Origin of the sequence: Rhodoferax sp., from assembly GCF_028689295.1 — a bacterium.
Classification (GTDB): domain Bacteria; phylum Pseudomonadota; class Gammaproteobacteria; order Burkholderiales; family Burkholderiaceae_C; genus Rhodoferax.
In genome coordinates this window covers 26,187-43,314 of the sequence record NZ_JAQTWL010000013.1, presented here as the reverse complement: position 1 = coordinate 43,314, position 17,128 = coordinate 26,187, and the positions used below count along the sequence as shown (strand labels likewise).

The following is a 17,128-nucleotide window of genomic DNA, read 5'->3' as shown; positions in this document are numbered from 1 at the left end:
TTTGAAAAAATTTATATGCCACTACCCGCACCGCAACCAAGGGTTCAACGACACACCCGAAACGTCGTTTTCCGGGGTTACCAGCGCGAAGATCGACTTTGGGACATTGAAGGTCAGCTTCTCGACACAAAAACCAAAGTTTTCGACATCCCGGGCGAAGGAGCCTGGTTGCCCGGACAACCCATCCACGACATGACGATCAGGGTGACGATTGACGATGCTTTTGTGGTGCACGAGATTGCAGTGGCGATGGACGGTTCGCCGCACGCTGTATGTCCACAGGCCCAAGCTCCTATGCAGTCGATGATCGGCTGCACTATGGGAAGGGGATGGCGTCAGGCAATTGAGCGAAACCTGGTGGGAATTCAAGGTTGCGCGCATTTGAGAGAGCTATTATTCAACATGGCAACTGTGGCTTTTCAGACCCTCTCGCAAGACTTGGCAAAGAGCGTTTTCAATCATCCGCCAGCGCATTTGGGTAAATGTATTGCTTGGGATTTCAATGGCGATCTGGTTAAACGTGACTACCCAATTTTTTATAGTTTAAATAAAGGAAATAACCCATGACAATCCTTGTCGCCTATGTGCCGCGCCCCGAGGGAGAAGCGGCTTTGGAAAAAGGCATCGAAATTGCGAAGCGCCGGAATGAACATCTGGTCGTGGTCAACGCCTCGCCAGGCGGTGGCAAGACCGATCCGTCGGCGGTTGACGCTGTGGACGCTGAACGTGTCGAAGCCATCCTAAAGAATTCTGGTCTAAGTGCGGATTTTAAACAGCTGGTTCGGGGGAAAAACGCTGTTGAAGAAATCGAATCGTTGATAGATTCGCTGAAGGTGTCCGTGCTCATCATTGGCTTGAGAAAACGCTCTCCAGTTGGCAAACTGATCATGGGCAGTGTTGCCCAGGATCTCCTTCTTTCCGTTTCCTGCCCTGTGCTGGCGGTCAAGGCCGGTGAATAACAAATCGGTACAGTGCTAACGGGTATTATTAAATAACCATCCTCCGGAAAAGCCGGAGGCATTCGAATTGTGAGCTGCTCAAAGTGGCATAAAGGGGTCGCTAACGTGGCACAACCTTTGCCATCGAAACAGTAGCTGTTTATCTCCACAGCCAAGAGTTTTTAATCATTCGTCTTATTTCTCTTGGTGACGGATGTACGTAAGTGTGCGGCAAACATAGCTTCTAATCGACCCAGATCAGCCGTTGCGTGCAAAAGGTCGAAGTGGTCCTTGCCGCTTGGCGTAATCGTTCGCTGGAGGATACACCCTACTTCCTGCTGGATGTGCGCTGCGAGCGTGCGCGCGAAGCCGGCCAAGCGGTGGACTGCGCGGTGTTGGTCACCGTGGACGTCACCGCCAGCGGTCACCGGGTACATGGCGTGTCGGTCGCGTTGTCCGAGGCCGATCTGCACTGACGAGCGTTTCTGGACGGCGTGATTCAGCGCGGCCTGCGCGCGGTCAAGTTCATTGCCAGCGACGATCAAACCGGATTCAAGTTTACGCGCAACGTCATTTATTCTGGCGTGCCCAGCAGCACTGCCAGTTCCATATGCAGCACAAAGCACAGAGTTATGTCACCAAGCTGCCACAGCCGAGTGCCGGTGTCGCGCACGATCCTATCGATTTTCAATGCACCGGATACGAACTAAGCAACCCAGCTACTGGACTTGGTCATCTAGGGCTGGCCTAGGTCGTATCCCAAGCTGGCGGCCTTGGCCGAGACGAATCTGGCCGAGGGTTTTACGGTGTTTAGATTGCCGCCAGAACACCGTGTGCGCATGCGTACAAGCAACGGTTTGCAGCGGTTGAACAAAGAGATCAAGCGAAGAATGCGCGTGGCCCCTTTGTTTCAAAACCGCCAGTTGCCTACGACTGGTCACGGCCAACTTGGACTAACAAGACGAAGAGGGGATGACCGCAAAAAATCTACCTGTCCAAGAAGCCTTGAGGCCGTGTATTCACAATAGACCAAAACCATATTCAGGAAATTCACAGAAAACAAGTTGCTTTTTCACGATGACAGTGCTTGAGCGCGTTTCTGGGCGCAAATTGCGGCCATTTGATCGAATACAGTTGGATCTTCAACGGCACTAAGATCACCCGGCGGCTGTCCAAGCCAGGCTTGTCTGGCAAGTCTACGAACCAGTTTTCCATTCCGGGTCTTTATCAGTGCCTGCAGAGTAACAACCGCTTGAGGGCGGTAGGAAGTCCCCATCTTTTTTCGGATCACGTCGCTGACGTATTGCTCGATCCGGTCCTCCGGGTCTTGACCGGCCTCTGGTCCTGGGACTGCGAATACGATCATCGCTTCGCCGGATTGGGAATTGGGCACCCCAAAGCTGACCGCATCAGAAACGATGCGGCCATCGATTACTATGCCCTCGATTTCGGACGGCCCCACTCTACGCCCGGATATCTTCATGACATCGTCGGAGCGACCAAGTAGCAGAAATTGACCGTCTTCTTCCTGGAGCGCCAAGTCACCATGGACCCATGTATCCGGGATACTGGACCAATAAGTTTCAACATATCGTGTGGGATCTCCCCAGAAGCCTGCTGTCATTCCGTTAAACGGTTTGCGAATTGCCAATTCCCCTGGTTGACCGATAAGTGCATGCCCCCCTTCATCGATCACTTGTGCATCGACACCTGGGGCAGTGCTGTTAAATCGGCAAGGGTAAATCGGGCGCAAAACAACATTTGTGAGTATGGCGCCGGAACATTCGGTTCCCCCGGTGTAATTGATAATCGGAAGCTTTCCCTCACCAAAGCGGTGGAACAACCAAGCGTGTGCGTCCTCGTCCATCACCTCCCCACCGGTCATTAGTACGCGAATACTGGGTGCCGGCCCGGTGAGCACTACTTGTTCAGCAACGGCCATACTGCGAATGGCCGTTGGCGTCGTCCCAAAGTGGGTAACACCCTGGCGAATCGCTGTTGCCCGCAATCGACCGATGTTGGGTACGTCTGGAGCGCCACTGTAAAGGACTAGCGCGCCCTTCAGAATCAGTGAGGCAAACGTCGAGTAGGGACCCACCATCCACCCCATATCACTCGGCCAAAAATACCGCTCACCTTGCTTGAAATCAAAGATGAACGCTGTGTCTTGAGCAACCCTGAGGGGAAATCCTCCATGACGGTGAATGGCGCCCTTAGGCTTGCCAGATGTGCCCGACGTGTAAAGAATCATGCAAGGATCTTCGGCTAAGGTCGCTGCGGGCTCGTGCGTGACTGTCGAATTGGCCAAGTCCTGCCAGCGGTGGTGACTGGCAACTGGCCGTTGATCGTCACTATCGTATGCGACCACAAGTTGGCATGAAGGTAGCTGGGTGACTGCTTCAACCGCAATTTTTTCTAGGGGTACATATCGTCCCTTGCGTTCGAAACCATGGGCCACGATGAGTACCTTGGCCTCACAGTCTGAAAGCCGCCGAGCGACGGCGTCTGCGCCGAAGCCGCTGTATAGGGGCACCGCTACAGCACCAAGATAGCAGACGGCTAACAAGGTGACCACGGCCTCGGAGGTGCTGGGAAAGAGCAAACCAACACGATCACCTTTTTCGACGCCGATGGAAGCTAGTCCGGACGCAAGCGCACGGGTGCGCGCGGAGAGCTCTCCATAGCTGAGCGATTCGCAGTGGCCTTGCTCATCTTCAGCAAGAATGGCAGGTTGACTGTGCCCGTCTTTTCCTGTGGGTGGGCGTAGGCATGACACCGCAATGTTGAAGCCAGCACCTGGGAAGAAGCGCGCCCACATCGGGCCGTTCTGTGTATCGACAAAGGCACGAGCGGGGGGAGAAAACGTAATGTCAAAGTGGCGAAGCGTTTCTTGCCAGTATCGCTCGGGGTGTTCTATGGTTTCACGGAGAAAGGCGTCGTAGTCGTCCAACCCCATCCGATTTATCAATGCCGTCAGGTTGCAACTTTGGCTGAGTTCTTTGGTGGGAAACCAAACGTCTTCGTTCCGAAATTTTGTCATGAATTTGTCCTCGATTTGAAAATTCGCAGGGTGACGGCGTAAGTCTGGATAGCCCAGGTCGAATGTCTAGTTAGGGGAAGCGTGGACACACTTAACACCGGCGGGCCTCTGCGAAGTGCCCGCCGGGTAGTGCACGCAAGTTAGATTACGGTTTGTGCGGAGAATTGCGTCGGTCGCTTTTCCAAGAACGCATTCATTCCTTCGAGCCCCTCGGGACCGGCGAATCCAATAAACTCATAAGCCACGCTCGCGTCGAAGATGGGGCCAGCGTTCTTGATCCAACTGTTTAGCGAGTATTTGGTCCATCGGATTGCGGCCGGCGCACCGTTGGCCAAGGACGTAGCGATGGCCAACGCCTTGGTCTCCACTTCTTCGTCAGGAACAGCCATCGAAACCAGGCCGATGCGCTCGGCTTCTTCACCGGTCAGTCGCTCGCAACACATAAGATAGTATTTAGCCTTGGCCATGCTGACTAACAGAGGCCAGATGATCATGGCGCAGTCGCCTGCCGTGACGCCAATCTTAGTATGTCCATCCATGAAATTGGCATCCTTGGCTGCGACCGATATATCAGCCAGAAGACCAGCCGCCAGCCCGGCGCCTACCGCCCAACCCCGTATGCCGCTCACAATCGGTTTTGAGCAGTGAAGTATGTTGTAGACGAGATCGCGCGTCTCCTTCATTGCTTGCATGCGAAGCTCGTAGTCGACTGCCACCTTGAGTTCATGTTTGAGGTCGCCGCCGGCCGAAAACGTTTTACCCTGCCCAGTAATGATGATCGCCGATACCGTATCGTCGGCATCAACGTCGCGCCAAACCTCGGACAATTCGCGGTGCATTGTGGGGTCCATTACGCCAAGCTTGAGCTGTGAGGTCAATGTGATGCGAATCACTCGAGGGGCAGGACGATCGAAAGTCAGGCTCTTGTAGCGTTCGTAGTTGGGTTGCATGTTTACCTCGTAAAAAAATGGAGTGATATAGGATCAAATTTAAAGAACCAAACGCCTTGACATTGGCAATGCTTAGACTAGGCTTGCGATGCTATCCCTCCAACTTAAGAGAGGTGCAACAATGCTTTTCCGTGCACAATTTCATTAGCCGACGTTTGAGTCGGTTAATAGATTAACGGCATTAGTTTTTCTTGTCAAGCAAAAAACATCGAAAAAACATCGAATTTTCGAGACCTGAAAGCACCTGCTACTACCCAATTGGCTTTCGATGCCGAGATTGCTGCATTGGACTAGCCTAGACGGCATCTGCTACTCAATTTCTCTCCGACAGGTTGCCAAGTTGTTGCTTCGGCCCCATGAATTCTTAAGCTGCGACATATTCGACCTCGAGGTCCTGGAAGTCGCTCATAAAGCGCTCGGAGACTTCTCCGGTAGGGCTATGTGTTCATTGGCTGAGTCACTCAGTGTGGTCTTGGTTCTAACAGGCAGCCATTGCATTTGCTGAAATGAAGGTACATCGCTAAAGACGGGCGGCTTCTATTTGGTGATTGAAATCATTGCTGTAGCGAGCGTTACTGTGGCCACCCACGGGCAATTGAACTTCTGCGATTTATGAGTTAGGAGTTGCATGTGTCGATCTTCTTTACAGTGGACACGATAGTCTAAAAATTCCACTTCACTCTGACATCTTCAAGACCAAAACATCAGAAGGCTAAATTTTTGGAGTGGTTAAAAAAATAAATAGACCGACGTGTTGGTTGTGATATTATTGTGTCAAATTCAGACTGATTCGTTGAAATTTTCACGAGGTTTTCAGGTTCAATTTGTCTGAGAAAGGGACATGCAGTATGGGAACTATTCACTCGATGGTGTCGAGCTCGTCAGAGGTCTTTCGGCAAAACGATAATCACTATCGCGAGCTACTCGAAGAGTTACGGTTGCGTCGACGCGAGGCTGTCGAAAGTGGTACGCCGATGTCGCGCGATCGGCATGTCAGCTCCGGCAAGCTGCTGCCGCGGGACCGCGTGCGAGCTTTACTCGATCTGGGCTCACCTTTTCTTGAGCTTTCGATGCTGGCCGGAGGCGGTGCTTCCGGCGCTGCGCCACTCGGAGCTGGCATCATTACGGGTATTGGGGTTATAAACGGCAAACCGTGCATGATCATTGCCAATGACTCGGTTGTGAAGGGTGGAACCTACCATGGCATGACGTCGAAAAAGCACGTGCGAGCTCAGCAGGTTGCGCTTCAGTACCGGCTGCCGACGATAACGCTGGTGGATTCCGGTGGTGCCTTTCTGCCGGAAATGCACGAGGTCTTTCCGGTTGAAGGGCGTTATGGAACGGTGTTCCATCAGATCGTCCGTCAGTCGGCCCAAGGTCTGGCTCAGATCGCGGTTGTTCATGGCGCGTGCACCGCGGGTGGCGCTTATGTGCCGTCTTTGTGCGACCAGTCGATCATTGTAAGAAATCAGGGCTACATGTTCCTGGGTGGGCCAGAGATAACATTTGCCGCCACTGGTGAAACCGTCGATCGGGAGACGCTTGGGGGAGCCGTCATGCATTCCCGGCAAAGCGGCGTAACGGACTACCTTGCCGAAAACGACAACCATGCGCTCGCGATCGCCCGAAATCTAGTGTCAACCTTGCCTGATTACCCGACCTACCTTCGCCCACCGAGCGCTGTGGTGCCTCCGCGCTACGACCCGCAAGAACTGTACGGAATCGTGAGTGCAGATCCGCGAGTGCCAACGGACAACCGCGAGGTCATCGCGCGTTTGGTCGACGACAGTTGGTTTGATGAATTCAAGCGAGATTATGGGGATACCCTTCTGTGTGGCTTCGCGCGCATTCATGGGTTTGAGGTTGGAATCATTGCCAACAACGGCGTGCTGTTTACCGAAAGTGCGCTGAAGGCGACGCACTTCATTGACCTGTGTTGTAAGAGGCAAATTCCGCTGGTATTTTTGGCCGACATCTCCGGTTTCATGGTGGGAACTGCGGCCGAGCGAAGTGGAATCGCGAAGGCGGGTGCCAAGATGATCACTGCTATGTCTTCGGCCGAAGTGCCCAAGTTCAATGTGGTGATAGGTGGGTCCTACGGTGCGGGGCACCTGGCCATGTGCAGTCGGCACTTCGAGCCCGATCTGGCCCTGGGTTGGCCCAACGGTAAGGCCGCGCTGATGGGGCCGGAACAGGCGGCCATCACACTAGCAATGGTGCAGCGGCAGAAGCGGGAGCGCGAAGGCGCTACCTGGTCCGCGGAAGAGGAGGAGGCGTTCAAAGAACCAATCCGGGCTCAGTTCGAATCTTTTCAGAGCATCTATAACTTTGCAAGCAATCTCTGGATAGATGATGTTGTCGATCCGGTCGAGACCAGGGCCGTACTTGGATTGGCCTTGGATCTTGCCGCCCGCCAAGCTGCGCGTGAAACACGCTTCGGCGTATTCAGAATGTGAGGAAGACGTGATCAAGAAACTGTTAATTGCCAATCGCGGCGAGATCGTTTGTCGCATCGAGCGCACCTGCCGCCGAATGGGTATCGTGACCGCCACTGTGCATTCGGTCGCCGACCGCAATAGCGTCCATGTGCGGACGGTGGGAGAGTCCATCGAGATCGGCCCGGCACCGTCTACCCAGAGCTACTTGAATATCGATGCGGTGTTGGCGGCTGCCCACGCTGTGGGGGCGGATGCTATTCATCCAGGGATCGGCTTCTTGTCAGAGGATCCGGCCTTTGCCGAGGCAGTGTCCCGGGCAGGGTTGCTTTTTATCGGGCCGTCGGCCGATATCTTGCGTCGTTTTGGTGACAAATGGGCCGCCAAGAAAGAAGCACGTGTGGCCGGCGTGCCGGTCATCGGTGGTAGCGAGGGTAGTTCGGACGACCCGGCAGAGATCGAGCGGCTGATACGGACAGAACTCAAGCTCCCCGTGGTGTTAAAAGCTGCTGCAGGTGGCGGTGGACGTGGCGTGCGCATTATCCGGGAACTCGATGGGTTGGCAGAAAACATCCAATCGGCGATGCGTGAAGCTCGCACTTCATTTGGCCGTGCTGATTTGATCGTCGAGGAGTTCATCGCCTCGGCGCGCCATATAGAGGTGCAGGTCGCCGGTGACGGACGCGGCAATGCGATCCATCTATTCGAGCGCGAGTGTTCGCTGCAGCGCCGCTTTCAAAAGGTGGTCGAAGAAGCTCCGGCCGTCGGTATCGACGAAATGCTAAAGCAGCGAATCATCCGAGACGCTGTCCGCCTGGCGGAGTCCGTCCACTATGCCAACCTCGGTACGGTGGAGTTTCTGGTCGCGGACGGTGTTCATCATTTCCTGGAGTGCAACCCCAGGTTGCAGGTTGAGCATACGGTGACTGAGGAGATTACAGGCCTCGACTTGGTGGAACTCCAATTGCGTATCGCTATGGACGGACAACTCCCCGTCAAACAGGAGGATGTGGTCGCTAGGGGGCATGCCGTACAGCTACGGGTGTACGCGGAGGATCCTGGTGCAGGCTTTGCTCCGTCAACCGGTACATTGACTTGCGTCAAATTTCCCGAGGGGCCACGGGTGGAAACCGCGGTCGAGAGCGGTTCGGTCATCAGCCCATATTACGATGCGATGATCGCCAAGCTGATTTCCCGCGGTGCCGATCGGGATGAGGCTATCGAGCGCAGCCTGATGGCCCTCCGACAGACCGTGATCGCAGGCGTGGAAACAAACATTTCCTTTCTATTGCGTTTGCTCGAAACCGGGCCTGTGCGGGCGGGAACGGCAGACAACCGCTACATTGATCGCGAGATCGATTCTCTGATCACGCCCACGAGCCCGACTCATGAAGAGGTGGGCTTGGCTGCTGCCTTGCTCTGGGCGGATGGGAGCGGCGACAACGGCCTCGGGCTTTGGTCGTCCAGAGGGCCTCTGGCTTGGTGGGCTTACGACGATGGGGCTGCGCCGGAGGGGCCACCGGTACTGTCACTAAAGACCTCAGGTAACCTGGTCCTACCGGTGCGGTTTGGGCACGGCCAGCGTAACCTACTGGACCTGTCGGTCGATGGGACACCAGTCAAGGTTCAAATCCTGCAGGCTGAAGGGGGGGGGCGCTACGTGGCGGCCGTCGGACAGCGGGTGATCGTGGCCCAGATAGACCGACGCGCTGATGTCATCACCATGCATGTTCCCTCCGGTCGACATTTGTTGCAACTTGTCCCTTTCCTCAAACTCGAAGCCGGTTCTCAGTCAATCGAAGGGAAGTTGCTCGCGCCGATGATGGGCACGATCCTCAAAGTAAGTGTTCAGGTCGGTGACAGAGTTAGAAAATCAGACGTACTTGTTATCGAGGAATCCATGAAGATGGAGATGGCCTTAGTCGCTTCCATGGATGGCGTGGTGACAACTGTCGGCTGTCGGGTTGGCGATGTGGTCGAGCGCAATCAAACCCTGATCGAAATTCAACCCGTAACCGGAGAGGTGCCATGAGTGACTTACCAAAATTTGTGCATTTTCATGAGGAAGGCCCGCGCGAGGGCTTCCAGATTGAAAAACAGTTGTACTCTGTACAGGATCGCGTGGATCTGATTAATGCCCTGTCGGCATCCGGATTGAGCCAGGTTCAAGTCGGATCGTTCGTCAGCGCCAAGGCGGTGCCGACTATGGCCGACATAGATGAGGTTTTCAAGGGAATAAAGAAGCGCGACGGTGTACGCTACACCGCGCTCTGGCTCAACGAAACCGGCTTCCGCAAGGCCCAGTCCACGCCACAGGTAGACATTAGTGCCTACTTGATGTTCTATACCACCGATGCCCTTAGTCTGCGCAACAACAACTGCACTGCTCGGGAAATGCAGGAGCGCCAAGAAAAGTGGATCGGCCTTTACCAGGACGCCAATGCGCCGATCGAATCGGCCTATATTGTCACGGCATTTGGCTGCAACCTGCAGGGGGAAGTTCCCATTTCGGACACTGTCGCGGCAGCGAAACACATCATTGCCCTTGCCCTTGAACATAAGATTCCGACCCCGAGGATATTTCTTGCTGACACCGTCGGTTGGGCCGATCCCGAGGAGGTCAAGCGGCGCATCGGCGCGGTGCGTGACCTCGACAGCGAGGTGCAGATCGGTTTGCACCTCCACGATACCCGCGGGATGGGTGCAGCGAACGTCTACGCTGCGCTGCAGATGGGGGTCGACATGTTCGACAGTTCCATTGCCGGGCTGGGCGGTTGTCCGTTCGCCGCACATGCGAACGTCCAAGGCGCCGGGAATGTGTGTACCGAGGACATGGTCCACATGTGCCACGAGATGGGCATCGAAACCGGGATCGACCTGAATGCCCTGCTCGAAGCCGCGACAGTGGCCGAGCGTGTGTTCAGGCGCCCACTCGCCGGCAAGCTGATGCATGCCGGGCTTCCGAACCGGAAGGGCAGTGCCACTGCCGCAGGTTGTGGATGAGAGGCACGGCGTCAAAATTGTCACCGCAAGGACCTCGATTCGAGCTGATTCATCGATTACTTTTTAGGAATATACCGTGAACTTTCTGTTGACAGAGGAACAGCAGGCGTTTCGACTCCGCCTGCGTGAATGGCTGAAATATAATCTTCCAGTCAATTGGAAGAATGGGCACTTCAGTCCGTCAATTGACGATGGCCGTCGGGGCGCGCTTTTGCGGGAGTGGGAGAACAGCGTCTACACAGCCGGCTTTGCAGGCTTGCATTGGCCGACAGCCTACGGTGGTCACGGACTCACATTGGTGGAGCATTTCATCTTTGGAGAGGAGTGTGGTCGTGTTGGTGCCCCCGAGGGGATTAATGCGATCGGCCGCGAACTGGTTGCGGGTGTCCTATTGCATGCCGGCACTGAGTCGCAAAAGAAACACTATTTGCCACGGATCGCGGCCTGCACGGATATCTGGTGTCAGGGGTTTTCCGAGCCGCAGGCGGGGTCGGATCTCACGGCGCTCAAGACTCGTGCCGTGGAGAGCAACGGCAATTGGGTGATCAACGGGCAGAAAATTTGGACAAGCTACGCCCAGCATGCTGACATGTGCCTCATGCTGGTGCGCACCTCATCCGAGGAAAAGAAGCACCAAGGCATCACGATGATTGCGGTTCCGATGAGTACGCCTGGGATCACTCGGCGCGGGATTCAGCAACTCGATGGCGTCTGGGACTTCAACGAACTTTTCTTCGACGACGTGGTCGTTCCTGTGGCAAACACGATCGGACCGGTTGGGGAGGGTTGGCGTGTATCGGGTGCCGTGTTGGCGATTGAGCGGGCGACCACCCGCCTGTATCGGCAGACTAGGTATGTCCATGAGCTGCAACACGCCTACCGTTCTGCATTGGCTCGTCGGCCCGAATTGGACGAGTCAGATGCGCTGAGGCAGTCGATCGCACGGGCGTATAGCCAGTTGCTCGTACTTCGCGCTCTGAATGTTCGATTCGTTAGCCGCATCGTAGCGGGCGAGCAAGTGGGTCCAGAGGCAAGTATCCTCAAGCAGTGCTGGAGTCATTTCCACCAGGACTCGACCAGTATCATCGCCGAGATCCTGGGAGAAGAACATTGGTTTCCACCGACCGACGATCTAGATTGTGAGCGATTCTTGCCTGTATACCTCCATTCCAGGGCGGAAACCATCTTTGCCGGAACCTCCGAAATCCAGAAAGACATCATCTCCGAGCGCTTGCTCGGAATGCCTCGGGGACGTTGATCCGCCGCTGTTCACCCAAAAAAATAGGAATTGACATGTTTAATGTGGTTTCCCAAGAGCACCGTATGGTTAGCGAAACGGTGCAGCGATTGTTTAAAGACCTCAAAGCCGCCGATACTGAAAAGCGCCAGCGGAACGGTAGCAGGATTGACAGCGCCGTCGTGGGGCAGGCACTGCAAGATCTCGGGTTATTCGGCACCAGCGCTGATGAGGCTTTCATGGTCTCGCCTCAGGTGCAGGCGATTGTGGCACTAGAAGCTGGCGCTAGCGCATTGCCCTTTCCTGTGCTCGAAGCCCTGGCCACCCACGCAACAATGCTCAGCGTGGGTTATACCGCAGATGCGGATTCAGGGGGCATCATTACGCTATCGACGGCCTCCCCTAAGCTATCGGAGTTACCCGTGTTCGAGGGGGGAAGGTTGAGCGGATCATGCCCCTTGGTGTCTTTTCCACAGGTCGCAGGTAGGGCGTTGATCGAGGCGCGACAGGAAATGGGCAGCGTCCTATTGGTGGTTGATCTGGGCAACCCAGGTGTTACTAGGCGCAGACGTGAATCCGTCGAGACCGATTATTGCCTGGATGATCTGACATTCGACCAAGTCGCTGCTCTTCCCTTGACCGGCGCGGTCGCATCAACATCGGATAGTTCAGCCTTCTTGCGGCAGCGGGTCGCCTTGCTGGCAGCCGCAGAGATTGCCGGTGCTTGTCGGTCTCTGGTGAAAATGACGCAGGAGTATCTCCTAACTCGATCTCAGTTTGGCCAGGTTCTGGGCGCGAACCAGGTGCTGAAGCATGCTATCGCTGACAACCTGGTGAGTGTGGAGGCCATGACGGCTTCGATCGAGTTCGCCGCTGCGGCGTTGGACGCGGGCGAGTGCGATGCGGATGCGGCCGTCTGCGCCGCCAAGCTATATGCCGGGCGTGCCGGCAAGGCGGTTGCCGACAGTTCTTTGCAGCTGCATGGCGCAATCGGGTACACGAATGAGTACCACTTGCATATTTTGATGCGCCGTGTCTACCGGTTAGCGGCCTCCTGTGGGTCTGGCCGAATCCAGAGTGAGAGGTTGTTCGAGATGTTCAAACAAGGAGTGCTAAATGACTGAGCCAATCCAAGTGGAAGAAGAAGCGGTCCTGTTCGCCGTCAAAGATGGTATCGCGACGGTGACGCTGAACCGACCCAAGCAACGAAACGCGTTGTCGATTGCGGCCATGAATGGTCTGTACCAGGCCTGGGAACGCATTGATGCGGACAAAGACGTTCGCGTGGCGATATTGACATCTAGTGATTGCGGCACTTTCTGTGCAGGAATGGACTTGAAGGAAACCAGCCGAGTCAAACAGGAGACTGGAAAGGATATCCTGACCTTTTTCAAGGATCCGTTTCACTTTCGCATGCGACGGGTCAGAGTTCCGATCGTTGCGGCAATGACCGGTCATTTGATAGCGGGGGGCATGCTGATGAGCCTCAACTGTGATTTACGTGTGGGCCTATCCGGTACCAAGATCGGAATTACCGAGTCGAAAATCGGACGAGGTTCACCATGGGGGATGCCCCTGCTGTGGATGTTGCCTCAGCCCGTTGTTATGGAGATGGTGCTTACTGCGGAGTTGATGGAGATCGAGAGATTTCGCCAGTTAGGCTTCATCAATTACCTCGAAGAGACTCCGGACGCCGTTCGGGATCGAGCGATGAAACTGGCGGTTGCGATTCGAGACAACGCTCCTTTGTCGGTTCAGGCAGGCAAACGTGCATTGTTGACGGCGATGAGCGTGGGATGTGACACGGGATTGGAAATGGCTTGGCACATCTACCGAGAGGCTTACGAAAGCGACGATGCCCAAGAAGGCGCAAGAGCCTTTGCGGAAAAACGTGCACCGATCTGGAGGGGTGTTTAAAACCCCTCGTACTGTGTCCCGGTGTTGTGAAGACGGGATTCTTTGTATCACTGACGTTTGCAGGCCCTGGCGAAAGCCCTGGTTTAAGGGGGTCGCCTCAGCCTGAAGAGGTTCGATAACTGTTTTCACAATAAGAACCTGATTAGCAATGATCTTCAACTATCACCCGAATCGAGTGCTTGGAATGCGGAACGCACTGTACATTCGCTGCCAGCAGGCGTCGGGCCAATCTATCGAGATCGAATCTGCGGTTGAGTCGGTAGACAAAGGCGCCAAGGTACTGCTCTACGTATTTTCTAAAACTAAAACTAAAACTAAAACTAAAACTAAAGCTGTGGTAAATGCCGCTCAAACTGGTTTTGAGGTATCCCAGCACGGTGGTAACGCACTGCAACTGCGGCCCATTCTTAAGTTTATGCTAGGCCACGAAGGTGCTTTCATGGGAACAACCCGCCTGCGTCACAGCTCCAAGGCAAGCCAAGCCATCAAAGTAGACGGTGCTACTGGCGACAAGATTTTCACAGGCCCACTTCGCTATGGTTTTGAGCTTGATGCCCGACACCGTGATGAGCTTGATGTGCAATGCGTGGTCTTTATCGCTGCAAGAGATGGCCGCTACAAAGGCAATCTTGTCTTCAGAGTTGCGCCCAACCTTGCCGTCACTGCGCTCGCCACCCAAATAAGTATCATCAACTTGGACTTTGCCACTGAGCGCATAACGGGATTCACGCTCGGTCATGGCTTGAATCAGTGTGTGTTGTACCAGCCAGGCCGTTGGGTCGGCCACTCCCAATTGACGTTTGAGCAAGAGAGACGACAAGCCCGTCTTGGTCTGGGTGATGAGGTAAATTGCCAGACACCATGTTGTCAGAGGCAGTTTGGTAGAATGAAAAACGTCACCTGCGATCAGCGAAGTTTTATGCCGATAGGCATTGCACGGAAAGACTTTGTGGCTACCGGTACACAAGACGCAGTGTTCTGTACCACTGCAGTCAGTACAGCGAAAACCATCGGGTCATTGAGCACTCACCAGCGCAACAGAGTAAAACGTTTCGGCAAAAAATGCTTGAAGAACTCCTGCATCGACTTGACTGGTTGAAACTGAATATGATTCATCGCCATGATGCTACCCATTGAAAATGAACGGTGCGTGCGTAATACGTCCTCACAAGTTTGCAAGGTAAGATTGGTAGAAAATTGTTGCTAATCGAGACTAAGAAAGAGACTATGCCAAGAATTCGTGCAGATGATTACCTAGAAAAAAGAGACAATATTCTCGATCTTGCGTCTGCCTTGTTCGCAGATCATGGCTACATGGGGACAAAGATGGAGCAGATCGCAGAGAGTTGCGGTGTTTCCAAGTCGATGTTGTATCACTATTTCAAGAAAAAGGAAGACATTCTTTTTGCCATCTTGCAGAGTCATGTGACTCGACTTATCAAGTTGGTGGAAGCCCAACTCCGCGACGAGGTCAACTTAAGCAATGAGGAGTTCTTCCGCCACTTTGTTCAGTTATGGCTGGAGCCATCGGATGAAGTTCGATCTAGGCATGTAGTTGGCATGGTCGAGGTGAGGCATTTGACACCCCGACAGAAAGCCAAGCAGGTCAAGCTTGAAAAAACCTTGTTGGATTTGGTTACTAATGTCCTTGTCAAGATCAACGGACGGGTGGGACCGGGCGAACGCCGAATCTACAGCCTCTTGCTGATCGGTATGATGAATTGGGTTGAGCTCTGGTACAAGCGGGCCGGATCGGTATCTCCGGCAGAGTTGTACACGATGGTGGGGCGGCTCTTTTTGGATGGCTTCTTGAATGTCGTTGGAGAGAAGGCAAAGCACTCTGCGACTTGACTGGAGGCAGAGCGCCGCACTCTATCGAGAGCGGCTATTTTGGTTTCTTGTAATAGACCGAATGGTCTGATTTTTGGCGCTTTTCGCAGGCGGCTACTCTACATTAGGCAGCGCGTCAGTTTATTTGCTCTTACAAGGAGACTCAGAATGGGTATTCGAACCCTTCCGGTGCTAACGCCGTTGAACACTTCGTTCTGGACGGCGGGTCGAGATCGGCACCTTTGCATTCTGCGTTGTTGCGCATGCAGCTCTTGGATTCATCCTCCCGCGCCGATTTGTCCGGATTGCTTGGGCCTGGATTTGAGACCTCAACCTGTTTCGGATCACGGAGTGGTTGAAGCATTCACGGTCAATCATCAAGCCTGGATCCCTGATGAGGTTGTGCCGTATATCGTGGCAATCGTTAGTCTTAATGATTGCCCCGGGGTTCGCCTAACAACCAATATTGTGGGTGCATCAGTCGAGGAGCTTCGGATTGGGATGCCTGTTCGTGTGCTCTTCGAGGAGTGCGAGGACGTTTGGTTGCCGCTTTTCACGCCGGCTTGAAAGAAGAAACCATGGAAATTCCCGAACGTTGTGCCATTATCTCTGGCATAGGACAGTCTGCTATCGGCCGAAGGCTTGGCCGAGGCGCGCTTGATCTGACAATTGAGGCAGCCCTTCAGGCAATTGGCGACGCCGGGCTTGATCGAAACGAAATTGATGGCGTCTCCACTGGATCTGGCTATGCGGTGGCGCCGGGTGCATCACCTGTGTTGACGATGGATCTGAAAGAGGCATTGCGTCTGAATTTGAACTGGTATGGCGCGTCATCTGATTCGACACAGATGTCGGCGCTGATCAATGCTTGCATGGCCGTGGCTTCTGGTCAGGCAAGGCATGTGCTTGTTTTTCGCACCGTCACCGAAGCGTCTGCCCGGGCTGATGTTTCGAGCAATGGCTCATTGTCTCGGGTGGAAGGGGGAATGCAATGGCGCGCTCCATTTGGTGCCCCGTCCGCAGCTAACTGGGTAGGACTAATTGCCTCACGTTACGCTCACGAGTACGGTATGACCCGCGAGCAGCTCGCCTGGATTGCTTTAAATGGTAGACGTAACGCGGTCCGGACACCCAATGCGGTCTATCGGACACCACTGACGATGGAAGAATATCTCGAGTCTCGGATGATTTCCACGCCGCTGTGCCTCTACGATTGTGATGTTCCCATAGATGGCTCAGTCGCAATGGTAGTTTCTCATGTCGACACAGCACGAGATGGAAATGCGACGCCCATACATATCGAGGCGATTAGCGGTCCTCTCTACCAGCGCGATACTTGGGATCAGCAGTCAGATTTGACGCGATTTGCGGCTGCTGATGCGGCGAAGCGCCTATGGAGTCGGACCGATCTGCGTCCTCGGGATGTGGATGTTGCGCAGCTCTATGACGGGTTCAGTTTCTTGGCGCTTCTCTGGCTCGAAGACATGGGCTTCTGCAGCCGTGGCGAGGCGGCGGCATTCGTGGAAGGGGGCCATCGTATCGCGCTTGACGGTGAGCTTCCCATTAATACTTCAGGCGGTCAGCTGTCGTTCGGGCGGTTGCACGGAATGGGCTTGTTGCACGAAGCGTGCGTCCAACTGCGGAATTTAGGTGGCGAACGACAAGTCCCGAACCAGCCACGGGTAGCGCTTGTGACCAATGGTGGTGGGCCAGTCGCGTCCGCCGCACTCCTAGTTCGCCAGTAAACCAATTGAGGCGCTACACAATACCATCACATT

Annotated in this window: 14 protein-coding genes and 2 pseudogenes; 13 read left to right on the top strand and 3 right to left on the bottom strand. The window is 54.5% G+C overall.

Going from position 1 to position 17,128, the window contains the following annotated elements:
• Window positions 1–15: 15 nt before the first annotated feature.
• The 4 genes and pseudogenes from PHF15_RS11820 to PHF15_RS16980 all read left to right on the top strand — a co-directional run.
• Complete coding sequence (locus PHF15_RS11820) at window positions 16–567, top strand: DUF2889 domain-containing protein (RefSeq protein WP_300121377.1); 552 nt, start codon at window positions 16–18, stop codon at window positions 565–567.
• Complete coding sequence (locus tag PHF15_RS11815; protein WP_300121376.1) at window positions 564–959, top strand: universal stress protein; 396 nt, start codon at window positions 564–566, stop codon at window positions 957–959. The genes PHF15_RS11820 and PHF15_RS11815 overlap by 4 nt, the downstream gene beginning before the upstream one ends.
• Before the next feature lie 236 nt (window positions 960–1,195).
• A complete protein-coding gene (locus PHF15_RS11810) occupies window positions 1,196–1,414 on the top strand; it encodes a transposase (RefSeq protein ID WP_300121421.1) in 219 nt (72 codons plus the stop codon).
• A gap of 279 nt (window positions 1,415–1,693) precedes the next feature.
• Window positions 1,694–1,966 (top strand): annotated as a pseudogene (locus PHF15_RS16980) (transposase); the annotation flags it as partial.
• 44 nt (window positions 1,967–2,010) lie between these two features.
• Here PHF15_RS16980 and PHF15_RS11805 read toward each other — a convergent pair.
• Window positions 2,011–3,978 (bottom strand): AMP-binding protein, encoded by a 1,968-nt coding sequence (locus tag PHF15_RS11805; protein ID WP_300121374.1) that lies wholly within the window; start codon window positions 3,976–3,978, stop codon window positions 2,011–2,013.
• A 140-nt stretch (window positions 3,979–4,118) separates the two neighbouring features.
• Window positions 4,119–4,928 carry an enoyl-CoA hydratase/isomerase family protein gene (locus PHF15_RS11800; protein ID WP_300121372.1) on the bottom strand — a complete coding sequence of 270 codons (810 nt, stop codon included), beginning with the start codon at window positions 4,926–4,928 and terminating at the stop codon, window positions 4,119–4,121.
• An 848-nt stretch (window positions 4,929–5,776) separates the two neighbouring features.
• Here PHF15_RS11800 and PHF15_RS11795 point away from each other — a divergent pair.
• From PHF15_RS11795 to PHF15_RS11770, 6 genes are all read left to right on the top strand, one after another.
• Entirely contained in the window at window positions 5,777–7,384 is a 1,608-nt protein-coding gene (locus tag PHF15_RS11795) for a carboxyl transferase domain-containing protein (RefSeq protein WP_300121371.1), read from the top strand.
• A gap of 7 nt (window positions 7,385–7,391) precedes the next feature.
• Window positions 7,392–9,395: a biotin carboxylase N-terminal domain-containing protein gene (locus PHF15_RS11790; RefSeq protein WP_300121370.1), complete on the top strand. Its 2,004-nt coding sequence runs from the start codon at window positions 7,392–7,394 to the stop codon at window positions 9,393–9,395.
• Entirely contained in the window at window positions 9,392–10,366 is a 975-nt protein-coding gene (locus PHF15_RS11785; RefSeq protein ID WP_300121369.1) for a hydroxymethylglutaryl-CoA lyase, read from the top strand. The genes PHF15_RS11790 and PHF15_RS11785 overlap by 4 nt, the downstream gene beginning before the upstream one ends.
• 76 nt (window positions 10,367–10,442) lie before the next feature.
• Window positions 10,443–11,624 (top strand): acyl-CoA dehydrogenase family protein, encoded by a 1,182-nt coding sequence (locus tag PHF15_RS11780; RefSeq protein ID WP_300121368.1) that lies wholly within the window; start codon window positions 10,443–10,445, stop codon window positions 11,622–11,624.
• 35 nt (window positions 11,625–11,659) lie between these two features.
• On the top strand, window positions 11,660–12,727 hold the full coding sequence (locus PHF15_RS11775; RefSeq protein WP_300121367.1) for an acyl-CoA dehydrogenase family protein: 1,068 nt from the start codon (window positions 11,660–11,662) through the stop codon (window positions 12,725–12,727).
• Window positions 12,720–13,520, top strand: a complete 801-nt coding sequence (locus PHF15_RS11770; protein WP_300121366.1) for an enoyl-CoA hydratase-related protein — start codon at window positions 12,720–12,722, stop codon at window positions 13,518–13,520. Before PHF15_RS11775 ends, PHF15_RS11770 begins: the two co-directional genes overlap by 8 nt.
• Before the next feature lie 142 nt (window positions 13,521–13,662).
• Here PHF15_RS11770 and PHF15_RS11765 read toward each other — a convergent pair.
• Window positions 13,663–14,642: pseudogene (locus PHF15_RS11765) on the bottom strand (IS1595 family transposase).
• A 105-nt stretch (window positions 14,643–14,747) separates the two neighbouring features.
• On the opposite strand from PHF15_RS11765, the gene PHF15_RS11760 reads away from it, so the two are divergent.
• From PHF15_RS11760 to PHF15_RS11755, 3 genes are all read left to right on the top strand, one after another.
• Window positions 14,748–15,371, top strand: coding sequence for a TetR/AcrR family transcriptional regulator (locus tag PHF15_RS11760; protein WP_300121364.1), 624 nt, complete (start codon window positions 14,748–14,750; stop codon window positions 15,369–15,371).
• A 147-nt stretch (window positions 15,372–15,518) separates the two neighbouring features.
• Window positions 15,519–15,917, top strand: coding sequence for an OB-fold domain-containing protein (locus PHF15_RS16975; RefSeq protein ID WP_366520608.1), 399 nt, complete (start codon window positions 15,519–15,521; stop codon window positions 15,915–15,917).
• Window positions 15,914–17,095, top strand: a complete 1,182-nt coding sequence (locus tag PHF15_RS11755; RefSeq protein ID WP_300121363.1) for a thiolase family protein — start codon at window positions 15,914–15,916, stop codon at window positions 17,093–17,095. The genes PHF15_RS16975 and PHF15_RS11755 overlap by 4 nt, the downstream gene beginning before the upstream one ends.
• Window positions 17,096–17,128: the final 33 nt, after the last annotated feature.

Excerpts from the sequence above, each read along its gene's own strand:
- PHF15_RS11820 (WP_300121377.1), top strand. The coding sequence starts at position 16 with ATGCCACTACCCGCACCGCAACCAAGGGTTCAACGACACACCCGAAAC.
- PHF15_RS11815 (WP_300121376.1), top strand. The coding sequence starts at position 564 with ATGACAATCCTTGTCGCCTATGTGCCGCGCCCCGAGGGAGAAGCGGCT.
- PHF15_RS11805 (WP_300121374.1), bottom strand. The coding sequence starts at position 3,978 with ATGACAAAATTTCGGAACGAAGACGTTTGGTTTCCCACCAAAGAACTC.
- PHF15_RS11800 (WP_300121372.1), bottom strand. The coding sequence starts at position 4,928 with ATGCAACCCAACTACGAACGCTACAAGAGCCTGACTTTCGATCGTCCT.
- PHF15_RS11795 (WP_300121371.1), top strand. The coding sequence starts at position 5,777 with ATGGGAACTATTCACTCGATGGTGTCGAGCTCGTCAGAGGTCTTTCGG.
- PHF15_RS11785 (WP_300121369.1), top strand. The coding sequence starts at position 9,392 with ATGAGTGACTTACCAAAATTTGTGCATTTTCATGAGGAAGGCCCGCGC.
- PHF15_RS11775 (WP_300121367.1), top strand. The coding sequence starts at position 11,660 with ATGTTTAATGTGGTTTCCCAAGAGCACCGTATGGTTAGCGAAACGGTG.
- PHF15_RS11770 (WP_300121366.1), top strand. The coding sequence starts at position 12,720 with ATGACTGAGCCAATCCAAGTGGAAGAAGAAGCGGTCCTGTTCGCCGTC.
- PHF15_RS11760 (WP_300121364.1), top strand. The coding sequence starts at position 14,748 with ATGCCAAGAATTCGTGCAGATGATTACCTAGAAAAAAGAGACAATATT.
- PHF15_RS16975 (WP_366520608.1), top strand. The coding sequence starts at position 15,519 with ATGGGTATTCGAACCCTTCCGGTGCTAACGCCGTTGAACACTTCGTTC.